At 73.3% G+C, this 12668-nt stretch carries 12 protein-coding genes and 3 pseudogenes; 10 read left to right on the forward strand and 5 right to left on the reverse strand.

Annotation, left to right across the window (positions count from 1 at the left end; translation table 11 throughout):
* Positions 1-187: 187 nt before the first annotated feature.
* Positions 188-769: a tetratricopeptide repeat protein gene (locus LRS04_RS23330; RefSeq protein WP_257818446.1), complete on the forward strand. Its 582-nt coding sequence runs from the start codon at positions 188-190 to the stop codon at positions 767-769.
* A gap of 31 nt (positions 770-800) precedes the next feature.
* Here LRS04_RS23330 and LRS04_RS23335 read toward each other — a convergent pair whose 3' ends face one another.
* The 3 genes from LRS04_RS23335 to LRS04_RS23345 all read right to left on the reverse strand — a co-directional run bounded on the left by LRS04_RS23335 (position 801) and on the right by LRS04_RS23345 (position 3575).
* Positions 801-2324, reverse strand: a complete 1524-nt coding sequence (locus tag LRS04_RS23335; RefSeq protein ID WP_257818447.1) for a M17 family metallopeptidase — start codon at positions 2322-2324, stop codon at positions 801-803.
* Positions 2325-2431: 107 nt separating this feature from the next.
* A complete protein-coding gene (locus LRS04_RS23340; RefSeq protein WP_257819229.1) occupies positions 2432-2773 on the reverse strand; it encodes a DMT family protein in 342 nt (113 codons plus the stop codon).
* 88 nt (positions 2774-2861) lie between these two features.
* Positions 2862-3575, reverse strand: coding sequence for a Crp/Fnr family transcriptional regulator (locus LRS04_RS23345; protein ID WP_257818448.1), 714 nt, complete (start codon positions 3573-3575; stop codon positions 2862-2864).
* 194 nt (positions 3576-3769) lie between these two features.
* Between LRS04_RS23345 and LRS04_RS23350 the strand changes: the two genes are divergently transcribed.
* The gene (locus tag LRS04_RS23350) at positions 3770-3967 is read left to right on the forward strand and encodes a hypothetical protein (protein ID WP_257818449.1); all 198 of its coding nucleotides are present in this window, start codon (positions 3770-3772) and stop codon (positions 3965-3967) included.
* The gene (locus tag LRS04_RS23355) at positions 3960-4694 is read left to right on the forward strand and encodes a Crp/Fnr family transcriptional regulator (RefSeq protein ID WP_257818450.1); all 735 of its coding nucleotides are present in this window, start codon (positions 3960-3962) and stop codon (positions 4692-4694) included. Before LRS04_RS23350 ends, LRS04_RS23355 begins: the two co-directional genes overlap by 8 nt.
* A gap of 90 nt (positions 4695-4784) precedes the next feature.
* On the opposite strand, the pseudogene LRS04_RS23360 reads toward LRS04_RS23355, so the two are convergent.
* Positions 4785-5654: pseudogene (locus LRS04_RS23360) on the reverse strand (LysR family transcriptional regulator); the annotation flags it as partial.
* A gap of 128 nt (positions 5655-5782) precedes the next feature.
* On the opposite strand from LRS04_RS23360, the gene LRS04_RS23365 reads away from it, so the two are divergent.
* The 4 genes and pseudogenes from LRS04_RS23365 to LRS04_RS23380 all read left to right on the forward strand — a co-directional run bounded on the left by LRS04_RS23365 (position 5783) and on the right by LRS04_RS23380 (position 8191).
* Positions 5783-6328 carry a hypothetical protein gene (locus LRS04_RS23365; RefSeq protein WP_257818451.1) on the forward strand — a complete coding sequence of 182 codons (546 nt, stop codon included), beginning with the start codon at positions 5783-5785 and terminating at the stop codon, positions 6326-6328.
* Between the two features lie 89 nt (positions 6329-6417).
* Positions 6418-6585, forward strand: a pseudogene (locus LRS04_RS28480) (MFS transporter); the annotation flags it as partial.
* A gap of 76 nt (positions 6586-6661) precedes the next feature.
* Positions 6662-7549 (forward strand): annotated as a pseudogene (locus LRS04_RS23375) (MFS transporter); the annotation flags it as partial.
* A gap of 471 nt (positions 7550-8020) precedes the next feature.
* Positions 8021-8191 carry a hypothetical protein gene (locus tag LRS04_RS23380; RefSeq protein ID WP_257818453.1) on the forward strand — a complete coding sequence of 57 codons (171 nt, stop codon included), beginning with the start codon at positions 8021-8023 and terminating at the stop codon, positions 8189-8191.
* Positions 8192-8203: 12 nt separating this feature from the next.
* Here the strand turns inward: LRS04_RS23380 and LRS04_RS23385 are convergent, their stop codons facing one another.
* A complete protein-coding gene (locus LRS04_RS23385; RefSeq protein ID WP_257818454.1) occupies positions 8204-9040 on the reverse strand; it encodes a MipA/OmpV family protein in 837 nt (278 codons plus the stop codon).
* Positions 9041-9298: 258 nt separating this feature from the next.
* Here LRS04_RS23385 and LRS04_RS23390 point away from each other — a divergent pair, with 258 nt between their 5' ends.
* The 3 genes from LRS04_RS23390 to LRS04_RS23400 all read left to right on the forward strand — a co-directional run bounded on the left by LRS04_RS23390 (position 9299) and on the right by LRS04_RS23400 (position 12336).
* On the forward strand, positions 9299-11305 hold the full coding sequence (locus LRS04_RS23390) for a glycoside hydrolase family 65 protein (RefSeq protein ID WP_257818455.1): 2007 nt from the start codon (positions 9299-9301) through the stop codon (positions 11303-11305).
* Between the two features lie 63 nt (positions 11306-11368).
* Positions 11369-11935 carry a TetR/AcrR family transcriptional regulator gene (locus LRS04_RS23395; protein ID WP_257818456.1) on the forward strand — a complete coding sequence of 189 codons (567 nt, stop codon included), beginning with the start codon at positions 11369-11371 and terminating at the stop codon, positions 11933-11935.
* 14 nt (positions 11936-11949) lie between these two features.
* Positions 11950-12336, forward strand: coding sequence for a VOC family protein (locus LRS04_RS23400; RefSeq protein ID WP_257818457.1), 387 nt, complete (start codon positions 11950-11952; stop codon positions 12334-12336).
* Positions 12337-12668: the final 332 nt, after the last annotated feature.

Here is a 12668-nt window from a genome sequence, read left to right on the forward strand (position 1 = left end):
GCCGGCGTGATGTTCCTGTTCGGCAGCCAGACGACGCCCAAGGACCCGGCCCGCGGCTGCGCCTACGAGGAGAAGGCCTCGGCGAAGCGGGGCGACGCCATGCACCTCGTGGGCATGTGCCACCAGACCGGCCGCCGGCGCGCCGGACAAGGCGAAGGCCGAGGCCGCCTTCAAGCGGGCGTCGGAGATGGGCTTCGCCAAGTCGAAGTGCGCGCTCGGCCAGATGCTGATGACCGAGCCGGCCCGGGCGAAGGAGGGATTGAAGCTCTGCGAGGAGGTGGCCAAGGCCGGCGATCTGGAGTCCCAGCTCGCCGTCGCCAGCGCCCATTTCTCCGGCCTCGCCGGCGGCAAGCCGAACCCCGCCCAGGCCCGCAAGTGGTACGGGATGGCCGCCGCCCAGGGGAGCCCGCAGGCCAACCGCCGGCTGGGCGAGATGTACGCCAACGGCGACGGCGGCAAGAAGGACACCAAGAAGGCGATCCAGCACTGGGCCGCGGCCGAGAAGGCTGGCGATCCCCTGGTGGCGATCCTGATGGCCGACCAGCTCTTCGCGGACATGACCGGGGGCCGCAAGCCCGGCCCCGGCACCTACGGCTTCAAGGGCGGCGTGCCCGTCGCCGACATCGAGGTCGTCGAGCAGTGGTACAGGCTGGCCCAGGCCAGGGATCCCCGGCCCGACGTCCAGGAGCGCGCCAAGTACGGCCTGGCGATCCTCGCCAGCTTCAAGACCGCCGCCGGGGTCAGCGCCGAGCGCACCGAGCGCCGCTGAAGGACGAGGACCGCCGGGTCCCCGGGCCTCCCTAGTTCACCCGCGCCGGATCGAAGTCGCGGACGAAGCGGTCGAGCAGCCGGACGCCCCAGCCGCGGGCGCCCTTCGGCGCCGTCGGCTGGGCCTCGTTCGACCAGGCCACCGCGGCGATGTCGAGGTGCGCCCAGGGCGTGGCCGGGTCGGCGAAGAAGCCGATCACGTGCGCGCCGACGCTGGCGCCCGCCCCGCCGCCTTCCACCACGTCGCGGATGTCGGCCACCGGGCTCTTCAGGTCCTCGGCCAGGGAGGCGTGCAGCGGCAGGCGCCACACCGCCTCGCCCGAGGTGGCGGCGGCCGTCTGGACCTGGGCGGCCAGGCCGTCGTGGCGGCTGAACAGGCCCGCGTAGTCGTCGCCCAGCGCCGTGCCCACCGCGCCGGTGAGCGTGGCCACGCTGAACAGGGCGGCCGGCTTCCAGCGCTCGTCGGAATAGGCGATGGCGTCGGCCAACACGACGCGGCCCTCCGCGTCGGTGTTGATCCGCTCCATGCTCTTGCCGCCGTAGGCCCGGACCACGTCGCCCGGCCGCGCGGCGCCGCCGCCCGGCATGTTCTCGGCCATGGCGCCCACGGCGACCACGTGCACCGGGGCCCGCGACTTGGCCAGCGACAGGACCGTGCCCATTGCGGCGGCGGCGCCGGACATGTCGGTGCGCATGCGCCACATGCCGGCGGCCGGCTTGATGGAGACGCCGCCCGCGTCGAAGGTGATCCCCTTGCCGGTGATCACCACCGGCCGGCCGGTCGCGCCCGGCCCCTTGTACTCGACGATCACCAGCCGGGGCGGCCGGGTGGAGCCCATGCCGACGCTGAGAATGGCGTTCATCCCGCGACGGGCGAGCTCGGCCTCGTCGAACACCTCCACGGTCACGCCCGGGACGCCGCGGAACGCCTCGCGGGTGCGATCGGCGAACCACTGGGGCGTCTTGATGTTGGACGGCTCGGAGATCAGGTCGCGGGTCAGCCGCACGCCCTCGGCCAGGGCGGCGCCGCGGCTGTCGAAGGCGGCGCGCGCCTGGGCGGCCTGACCGCCGACGATCACCAGCGGCGCCTGCGACGGCTTGCGCTTCTCCGGCGCCTTGAGGCCCGGGTAGGCATAGCCGCCCAGCTCCGCGCCGATGGCGAGCTCGGCGGCGTCGAGCCCCTCGGCCATCACCGCCACCGCCCCGTCGGCGTCGGCGGTCTCGCGCCGGGCCAGCCCGCCCAGGTCCTGCAGCGCCGCCGGCGCCTGCGCGCCGGCCGCGCCCAGCACCACGATCTGCTCGTAGCCGCCCAGGCCGCGCAGGTTGAGCATCTTGCCCGTCTTGTACTCGAACCTGGCCGCGGTCAGCGCCCGGCGCACCGCCTCGCGGACGGCCGGGTCAAGGGCCGCCCCGCGGGTCGCAAGGTCCGCCTCGGACGCCAGCGGCAGCACGACCGCGCCGGCGCGCGGCGCCTCGGCGGCGAACTGGACGGGCCGCGCCTGGGCCGAGCCGGCGGCAAGGGCGAGCGCAAGGGTGGACGCGGCGAGACGGCGCAAGGGCGAACTCCTGTTATGTTGTAACGTCGTTGCTAAGGCCAAACGCGGCCGGGCGCTAGGCCTGTCGTGCGGTCGGCCGAAACGTCCGCACCGCGATTGTCGCCCGCTCAGAACGGGCCCTTGAAGACGAACCAGGCGCCGAGCGCGATGAAGGCGAAGCCGGTGGCGTGGTTGAGGGTCAGCTTCTCGCCCAGATAGAGGACCGAGAAGACCGCGAAGACCACGAGGGTGATGACCTCCTGCATGGCCTTGAGCTCGGCCGGGTCATAGGCCAGGCGGCCGATCCGGTTGGCCGGCACCGCCAGGCAGTATTCGAAGAAGGCGATCCCCCAGCTCACCAGGACGATGATCCAGAGCGGCCGATGCTCGACCTTCAGGTGGCCGTACCAGGCGAAGGTCATGAAGATGTTGGAGGCGACCAGCAGCAGGACCGGCGCGATGAGCGTCATGACGGGGGACAAGGGCGGCTCCGGGGGAGATCTGTCGCCTCACCTTACCTCCCCCGCGCGGCGGCGGGAGGCATGGCGCGACCCTCCGTCAGTGCTGGAGGTAGGCGGTGTCGAACTGGGCCAGGGCGGCCAGGCGGTCCCAGTCGAGAATCTCGACCCGGGCGCTGCGCCAGCGGATCAGGCCTTCGGCGCGCAGCGACTGGACCACGCGGTTCGCATGGACGGTGGACAGGCCCAGGACATTGGCGAGCTCGACCTGGGTCAGCGGCAGGTCGAAGGCCGGCCCCTCGGCCAGGCCGACGTCGCGGTTGCGGGTCCAGAGCTCGCAGATCAGGTGGGCGAACGCGGCGCGCGCCGTCTGGCGGCCGAGCATGACGATCCAGCGGCGGTGCACGGCGGCGTCCCAGGCCAGCAGATAGCCGAACGCCAGCGCCCAGGCGGGATAGTTCGTCGCAACCTCCGCCAGCGGTCCGTGCGGCGCCGTCGCCACCACGCAGTCGTCGAGCGCCACGACGCTGTGGTCCTGGCGCCGGAGATAGAGGCTGTGCAGGTCCACGAAGTCGCCCGCAATGTGCAGGGCCGTGACCTGCTCCGCGCCGTCCTCGAGCGTGACCAGCCGGCCGGCGACCCCCGCCACCATCAGGGTGCTTTCGTTGGGCTTGGCGAACTGGGCGATCATCTCCTCGCCGCGCGCGTAGCGGCGCGGGGGCTGCATGACCGACTCGAGTGCGGCCGCGGCGTCGGGCGGAATTTCCCAGCGCAGACGCAGCTTCCTGAGCAGGCGGTCGATCGAGCTGTGCAAAGGGCGCCGTCCGGGATGAGCACCGAAGGAACCAAAACACCATCCGGACGCGGAGAGTTCCGCACGGTGCGCGGCGACGCGATTTCAAGGGCCAGATCGACCCGAAATTCCAGCGCCGCCGGCCGGCGCCCTAACACAGGTTATTTTCAGCCATCCCGATCGGCGCCGTTCTGACGGCCGAGAGGGAGAGTGATTTGCCCACCTATACCTATCTGATCGTGGACGACCGTTATTCCGTCCCGTCGCTGAAGTTCGAGGAGGCCGAGAACGACGGTGAGGCGCAGGCGGCCGCCCGGGCCGACCTGCAGGCCAACCCGCATCACGCCGCCGTCGAGGTCCGCCAGGGCGACCAGATGATCTCCATGGAGCGGCGGGCGCATCCTCGTGGGTAGTGTCGCGGCCCGCGCCCCGGCCGCCCCGCCCACACGCGACGGCGGCGTGCTTCTTCGGCGGCTGACGGCGCACGCGCCGCTGGCCCCGGCCGAGATCCAGGCGCTGGGAGCCGCCGCCAGCGGGGGCGTCGTCGCGCGGCGTCCGGCGGGCGCGCTGATCGTCGCGGAAGGCGACCGGAACCCTGCGCAGGTCATCGTGCGCGGCTGGGCCGCCGCGTTCCGGATCCTGCCCCAGGGCCGGCGGCAGATCTTCCGGCTTCTGCTGCCCGGCGACATCATCGGCCTCGGCGCGGCGCCGGCCCGGTGGTCGGTGGCGGCTCTGACGGCGCTGGAGACCCAGTCGGCCGAGGCCGTGCTGGACCTTGCGCGGAGCGGCCAGGCCCCCGGCGTCCTGCGGGCGCTCGGCCAGGCCATGCGCGAGGAGGAGCGGCTGATGCTCGACCAGATCGTTCGGGTTGGACAGCTCACCGCGCTGGAGCGGATGGCCCACCTCCTCCTCGAGGTGCGCGACCGGCTGGCGGCGGTCGGCCTCACCGAGGGCCAGCGTTTCCCCCTGCCGGCGACCCAGGAGGTATTGGCCGATCTCCTCGGCCTCAGCATCGTGCATGTGAACCGGGTGCTGAGGACCCTGCGCGAGAGCCGTGTCGTCGCCTGCCGGCAGGGCGTCGCCACGGTGCTGGACGCCGAGGCGCTGGCGCGGCTGGCGCGCGACGGCGCGGCGGCCTAGCGGGGGGCCGCCGCCCGAGCGCCTTTCGGACGCCGGAGGCGCGGTCTCCCGCGCCTCGCCCGGACCGCCCGAGGCGCGGCACACCTCGCGGAGACAGCCGCGCAGCCAGCGGTGGGCCGGATCGGCGTCCAGCCGCGGATGCCAAAGCATGGAGACGGTGAACGGCGCGGTGGCGGCGGGGATCGGGAAACTGAACAGGCCCGCCCTCAGCGCCGCGGTGTGACGCTCCGGAGCGGTGGCCACCAGGTCCGCCCCCCGGGCCAGGGCCAGGGCGGCCGCGAACCCTCCGACCACGACGGCGGTCCGACGGGTCAGGCCTTCGGGCAGGAAGGGACGGTCCACGGCGTCGTCCTCGAAGCCGCTCCGCGAGACGATGACATGGCGCGCGCTCTCGTAGTCCGTGAGCGTGACCCTACCGCGCGCCAGCGGATGCTCCGGCCGCACCACCGCGACGAGGCGATCGCGGAACAGGCCCTGGCTGAGGACCTCGGGCCCCAGCGACGCGTCCACCACCGCCGTTTCGAGATCGACGCGGCCTTCCCGCAAAGGTCCGCTGTCCTTGTCGGGCTTCTGGAGGAAATTCAGGCGCACCCCCGGCGCCTCGGCGCTCACCCGGGCGATAAGCCGGGGTCCGAAGTTCTCCACGAACCCATCGCTGGTCCTCAGGGTGAAGGTGCGGACGAACTGAGCCGGGTCGGCCGTCCCGAGGGGACGCAGCACAGTCCCGGCTTCCTGCACCAGCGCCCGGACCTGGGCGCGCAGCGCATCCGCGCGCGGCGTCGGCACGAGGCCGCGGCCGGCGCGAACCAGCAGCGGATCGCCCGTCGCCTGACGCAGGCGGGCGAGCGCCCGGCTCATGGCCGAGGGGCTGAGCCTGAGACGCCGGGCGGCTCCCGCCACACTGCCCTCGTCCAGAAGGACATCCAGGGTGGCGAGCAGATTGAGGTCGGGCGTCGACATGGCGGCCCTCCAACGGTCAGGCTCATATATAGCGTCATACGCACGAATAGAGTGCAATCGCTGCGCGTTCCGCCATGTCGGGGCGCCTCCTATCCTTCGCGCATCGGATTCCAGCGAAGGACAGGACCATGCCTCCGACCTCCTTGCAGACCTTCATCGACCAGGTGCGGTCCGACTGGGGGCCGCTGACCAGCGAGCGTGTCGCCGCACGCCGCGAGCACCTCCTGGCGCTGCTGCGCGCCGCGCCGTCCGAGACCTGGCTCGGCGGCCTGCTGAGCCGGGCGCCCGCCAGCGAGGAGCTGCATCGCGATCCGGACTTCGGTTTTGTCCTTCTGGCCCACGCCGAGCAGGCCGGTCTCTACCGGCCGCCGCACGACCATGGCCGGAGCTCGGTGATCTACGCCATCCAGCACGGCGAGATCGAGATGCGCACCTATGGCCGCATCGAGGACGCGGATGGCCGGGTCAGGCTGGTGCAGCGCGACAGCCGGGTCATCCGCGCCGGCGGGGCGGAGGTCTACCTGCCCGGGGACATTCACGACACGCGATGCCTGAGCCACAGCGCGCTGCTGTTCCGCTTCACCGAGCGCGACCTGAAGGTCGAGGACAGGCTCGAGCATCGGGTCACCCGCTATGCCGAACACGACGGCGACTGGGCGCCGGCGAGCCGGTGACCAGCCTGCCGGACACCCGGGACTGGAGCGCCGACCCGGCGCTCGACGCCGTCCGGCGGAGGATGGCGGTCATCGCCGTTCTGTCGGCCATGGCGCTGGTGGTGCTGGACGCCGGCGTCACCAACGTCGCGCTGCCCACCCTTGGCGCCGCTCTGGGCGCCACGCCGGCCGCCGCCATGCTGGTCGTCACCGCCTACCAGGCGGGGGTGGTGATGGCGCTGCTGCCGTTCGGCGCGCTGGGCGAGCGCTTCGGCCACCGCCACGTCTTCACGGCCGGCGTCTGGGTGTTCGCGGCCGGAGCGGCCGCCAGCGCGCTGGCTACCTCCCCTTCCGTGGCTCGTCGCGGCCCGGTTCGTCCAGGGGCTGGGCGGGGCGGCGATCATGGGGCTGGGCCTGGCGCTGCTGCGGTTCGCCGCGCCGCCTGGACGCCTCGGCGCGGCGATCGGATGGAACGCGCTGACCGTGGCGCTCGCATCGGCGGCCGGCCCGAGCCTGGGGGCGCTGCTCCTGTCGGTCGCGAGCTGGCCCTGGATCTTCGCCGCCGGGCTGCCGCTGGCCGGCCTGGCCCTCGCCGCGAGCCGCGCGCTTCCCGCCACGCGGACAACGGCGGCTCCGCCGGACCTCTCCAGCATGGCCCTCAACGCCGCCGCCTTCGGCCTGCTCATCCTGGGCGCCCAGTCGGTCTCGGCGCATCCTCGCCTCGCCGCCGTGCTCCTGGGGGCGGGCGCCGCCAGCATGGCCGGCCTGGTCCGGCGCGAGTGGCCCAAGGCCGAGCCGCTGCTGCCGCTCGACCTGCTGCGCGCGCCATCGTTCCGCCTCTCCGCCATCGCGTCCGTCTTCTGCTTCGCGGCGCAGTCGGCCGGCCTGCTGGCTCTGCCCTTCCTGCTGCAGCACCGCCTGGGCCAAAGCCCGCTGGCGACGGGCGCCTGCATCACCGCCTGGCCTCTGGGCGTCGCGGTCACGGCGATGCTCGCCGGACGGCTCGCCGACCACGTTGCGACCGCCCGGCTCTGCGCGGCGGGCGGCGGCCTGATGGCCGCCGGCCTCGCGGGCCTGGCCGCCCGGCCCTTGGGGAGCGAGCCGCCCGCGCTGGTCCCGTTCATCCTGCTGGCGGGCATGGGCTTCGGCCTCTTCCAGTCGCCGAACAACCGCAACCTGCTCATGGCCGCGCCCCCAGCCGCAGCGGCGCGGCCGGCGGCCTCCAGGGATCCGCGCGCCTGACGGGACAGGCGGTCGGGGTCCTTTTGATGAGCGGCCTGTTCGCGCGCCTTTCCCTGCGGATCGCGCCGGACGCCGGACTGGCGATCGCCGCGGTCCTGGCGGTGCTCGCGGCGGCGGCGAGCCTTCGCCGCGCGGCCTGAGACCCAAGGTCGCGCGGGCCGGCAAGGCCTGCGGCGCCGCTTGCGTCGGACCCCGCCCGCGGCCACGGATCGGCCATGCGCCGCGTCCTGATCCTCGCTTCCGCCGTCCTCATCGCGCCCCCGGCGCTCGGGCGCCGATGAGCGAACTCGACCGCAAGGCCGCCTACTGCGCCAACCTGCTCTCGAAGCAGCGGGATCTCATGGTCGAGGACGGCCAGACCGCAGGCCTTCCCGGGCTCGACGCCCGGAGCGGCCGGCTCGCCGCCTATCTCGCCGCGCGCGCCCCCGCGGTCGGCGCCGGCGCCTCACGGAGGCCGGCCAGCGGCAGACCATGGAGAACTTCTTCGATCTGGGCCGCCGCGCCGCCGAGGCCGGGTGCCTGAAGCCGGGAAAGGCCCCCGACCAGGCCTGCCTCGCCCGTGTCCTCAAGGAATCGGGGATCGCCGAGCAGCGCGCGAGCTGCGGCGAGCTGTCCTGGCTGCCCGCCGGTGAGGGACCCTGAGGCGACCTGATCCTACCGTCCGAACCAGTAGCGGACGCCGACGGTGGCGCTGAACTGGTCGCTGGAGCCGAGGTCTTCGACGATCGGGCTGTCGGCGGCGTCGCCCAGCAGGCGGCGGTATTCCAGACTGCCGGTCAGGCTCCAGCGGGGCTGGACGCGGTATTCGACGCTGCTCACCAAGCCCACGCTCCGGGTGGCCCCGTCGGGCGCGTAGGCGGCGACGCCCAGCGGGCTGCGGGCGGCGTCCTGCGGCGTCACCGCGAAGTAGGTTTCGGTGTAGTCCTTGTCGGCCCACGAGAACCGCGGGCCGATCGAGGCGATCCAGGGGCCCTGGCGCGCCACCGCGTCGCCGCGCAGGTCGAGGAGCCAGCTCTCGTGGCCGCCGAAGCCGCGCCGGGTCTCGACGCGGAGCCGGGCCCATTCCGCGGGCCAGACCTGGGCGAAGACGCCGGCCTCGACCGCGCCGTCGACCTTGTCGAAGCCTTCGAGGTCGCCGTCGTCCTCCCGTGACGAACGCCAGCGGCCGACGACGCCTGCCGAGACCTTGTCGTCTCCGAACAGGCCGACACTGATCCCGTCGTCGGGCGCGCCGAAGCCGGGCGGGGAGCCGCGGCGGTAGAGGTTCAGGCTGCCGGTCGGATAGAGCTTGTAGTCGTCCGAGCCGACATAGTCGGGCGCCAAGCGGACGCCGGCCCGCACATTGTTCAGCGACCAGCCCATGACCTCGATGTCCTCCAGCCCCCCCTGGGCGGCGGCCGGGCCGGCGGCCAGGAGCGCGAGGGACACGGCGGCGGCGAAGGCGAACGGGCGGACCGGGACCCTGCGGGTGTCGGCGTTTCGGAAAGGCACGGGGTCTCTCTCCCTCGATGATCCTTCCACCTTAGCCGCCTGGCGCGTGGCAGGCCCTGCAAATGTCGACCCGAGACGCCCCAGCGATCGACCCGGGGCGCGGCCGAGGAACCGGACCCGCCGAGCCGCACTGAGGCAGGAGGTGTCGCCCCGGACGGGTCCCATGCCGAACGCCAGAACTCCCAGACCGCCGCCGGCCTGCCGGCCGATCAGTCCGCGGCGCGAGACGGGCCCGCCGCGGCGCCCCTGCCCGCCTATGTGTCGAACGGCCTGGTCGGCCTGCGTGTGCGCGAGAACCCACTGGCGGCCGGCATGGCGATCCTGAGCGGCTTCAGCGGCCGCCACCCGGAACGCCGCGTCGAGGCAGCCGCCCCCGGGCCCTATCCGCTGGCCGGGGACATCGCGGTGGACGGCGTCTGGCTCAGCGACGAGCCGGGCGGCGTCGAGCCTGTCGACCAGGCCTACGACTTCGAGACCGCCGAACTGACCTCCCGCCTGGCGTTCCGGGCAGAGGCGGCGACGATCCGGATCGAGGTCGTCACCTTCGCCAGCCGGTCGCACCCGTGGATGGTCTGCCAGGAGACGCGGGTGGAGGCCGACGCGGCCTGCGAGCTGCAGTTCCAGGCCCGGATCGATCCGGACGGCGTGAGGGGGCGAGGTGATGGACCGCCGGTTCGACACGCCGGGCGAGGACGACACGGTGGGCGACGGGGTCATGCTGTGGGCCTCCCCGGGCGCGCATCGACCTGCGGGATAGCCCTGGCCGCCGAAGCGCCGGCGGAGGCCGTGAAGGACCAGAACCGCCGGGACGTCGGCGGCCCGCTGGCGGTCACCTGGCGGCTCAGGCTACGGGCTGGACGGAGCGTGCGGTTCCGGCAGCTCGTCAGCCAGGTCGCCTCGGTGCAGCACGCCGAGCCGGACGCCCAGGCGGTCCGGCTGCTCTCCGCCGCCCTCGAGATCGGGTTCGACGGCCTGCGCCGGCGCAACCGGGAGGCCTGGGCCGACCTCTGGCGCTCGCGCATCCGCCTGGTGGGCGCCGACGAGACCTGGCAGGCGCTGGCGGACGCGGCGTTCTTCTACCTCAACAGCTCCACCCATCCCGCCTCGCCGGCTTCGACGTCGATCTTCGGTCTCGCGACCTGGCACGACTATCACTACTACTTCGGCCATGTGATGTGGGACATCGACGCCTTCGCGGTCCCCGTGCTGAGCCTCCTGCAGCCGCCCGCCGCCGCCGCGCTGCTGGAGTTCCGTTCGCGCCACCTGGGCGCGGTCCGGGAGAACGCCCGGATGGTCGGCCTCCCGGGACTGAAGTTCCCCTGGGAGGCGGCGCCCTCCAACGGCCAGGAGGCGACGCCAGGACCGGGCTCCGGCGCGACCCGCGAGGACCATGTCAGCCTCCATGTGGCCCGCGCCTTCGCCTTCCACGCCGACGTCACGGGCGATGCGCGCTTCGCCGCCGACCGCGCGTGGCCGGTCCTGAGCGGCGTGGCGGACTGGATCTGCGCGCGGGTGACGCCAAACACCGACGGCGGCTTCGACTGGCGCGAGGTGGGCGGGGCGGCGGAACGCAAGGAGCGGGTGGATAACGACACCCTGACCAACCTCCTGGCGCGTTCGGTGCTGGCCCGGGCGCTGGGCCTGGCCGAACGGCTCGGGCGTCCGGCGGGCGCGTCCTGGCGGGCGGTGCGCGACGGCCTAGCGGTTCCGATGCGGTCCGACGGGGCGTTGGCCGGCCACGACGGGCACCGGTTCGACGAGGAGCAGGGCGCGGCCCCGACCCCGCCGATGGCGCTGTTCCCCTACTGGGCCGACGTCGACCCGACGGTCGCGGCGAAGACCCTGCGGCTCTATCTCGACCGCTGGGAGGACTATGTGGGCGCGCCGATGCTGGCGGCCTTCTATCCGGCCTGGGCGGCGTGGCTGGGCGACCGCGACCTCGCCCTCAAGCTGATGCAGGAAGGTTATGGCGCCTATCAGGCCGGGCGTTTCGCCCAGACCCTGGAGTACCGGCTCGACAAGGTCGACGGGCCGGCGGCCGGGCCGTTCTTCGCGAACATGGGGGCCTTCCTACTGACCCTGCTGCTCGGGCTGTGCGGCGTCCGGCCGGACGAGGGACCGCCCGCGTCATGGCCGCAGCGGCCGGTGGTGCTGCCGCAGGGCTGGACGACGATCGAATGCGACCGGCTGATCGTCCATGGCCGCGCCGCGCGGCTGCGCGCTGTCCACGGCGCCGACCGCGCGGAGCTCTCCTTCTTCGCTTGACACTGACCGTCGGTCAGTAGTTACTGACCCGCAGTCATCTGGATGCCGGCAATGGACAGGCCGATGCGCCGGCGCCTCTCGCCCGAGGCGCGGAAGCTGGAGATCGTCGAGGCGGCCGAGCGGCTGCTGCAGGCCAAGGGCGCGGGCGTGCGGGTGGAAGACGTGGTCCGGGAGGCCGGCGTCGCGAAGGGCACCTTTTTCCTCTATTTTCCGACCTGGGACGACCTCCTGGTCACGCTCCGCGACCGGCTGGTCGCCGAATTCGACGCCGCCTACCCTCTTCCGACCGAGGTCGACGGGCCGGTGGACTGGCCGGCGGTGGTCGCCTGGCAGGCCCGCGCCTTCCTCGACTTCGCCGCCGCCCGCCAGGGGATCGGCCAGGCGCTGTTCCATTCCGACTTCGCCGAGCACCGGCCGCTGGCCGACAATGGCGCGGCGCGCATCGCCGCGGTGATCCGCGCCGGCCAGGAGGCCGAGGCCTTCGGCCCGGTCGACCCGGAGCCCACGGCGCGGCTGCTGTTCGCCGCCATCGACGACGCCGCGCGGGCGCTGGCCGCCGGCGCCGAGCGCGCCGCCACCATGGCGGCGCTGGACGAACTGCTCCGCCGGGCGCTGGCCCCGGCGGCTTGAGGAGGAGGATCCCGATGAGCGAGGCCTCGGTGAACGTCCGCTACATGGTCAGTGACGTCCAGGCGGCGGTGGACTGGTACGTGGGCCATTTCGGCTTCGAGGTGCAGATGAGCGCCGCGCCGGCCTTCGCGTCGGTGTCGCGCGGGCCGCTCCGGCTGCTGCTGAGCGGGAAGACGAGTTCGGCGGGTCGGCCGATGCCCGACGGGCGCCAGCCCGAGCCCGGCGGCTGGAACCGGTTCCAGCTCATCGTCGACGATATCGCCGCCGAGGTGGACCGCCTGCGCGCGGCCGGCGTGGCCTTCCGGAACGACATCCTGGCCGGGCCTGGCGGGCAGCAGATCCTGGCCGAGGACCCGTCCGGCAACCTGGTCGAACTGTTCCAGCCGGCGGCACGGGGCTGATCGCTCGCCCCTCCCCTGCACTCGCCGATTGTGAGCGCCGATCCGCCGCCTATAAGGTCGCCCCTCGGGAGCAGAGGGGACATCAGATGCGCGGATGGCTGGGGATCCTGGGCGCGGCGGCGGCGGCGCTGGTGCTGGCGGGCTGCGGCGGCCAGGGCGGCAAGACCGAGACCGCAGCCGACAGCGGCGAACTGCGCATCTACAACTGGTCGGACTATATCGACCCCGAGTTGCTGGCCGAGTTCACCCAGGAGACCGGGATCAAGGTCGTCTACGACACCTTCGATTCCAACGAGGTCCTGGAGACCAAGGTCCTGCAGGGCCGCCACCGG

This window comes from Phenylobacterium sp. J367 (genome assembly GCF_024699985.1).
GTDB lineage: Bacteria > Pseudomonadota > Alphaproteobacteria > Caulobacterales > Caulobacteraceae > Phenylobacterium.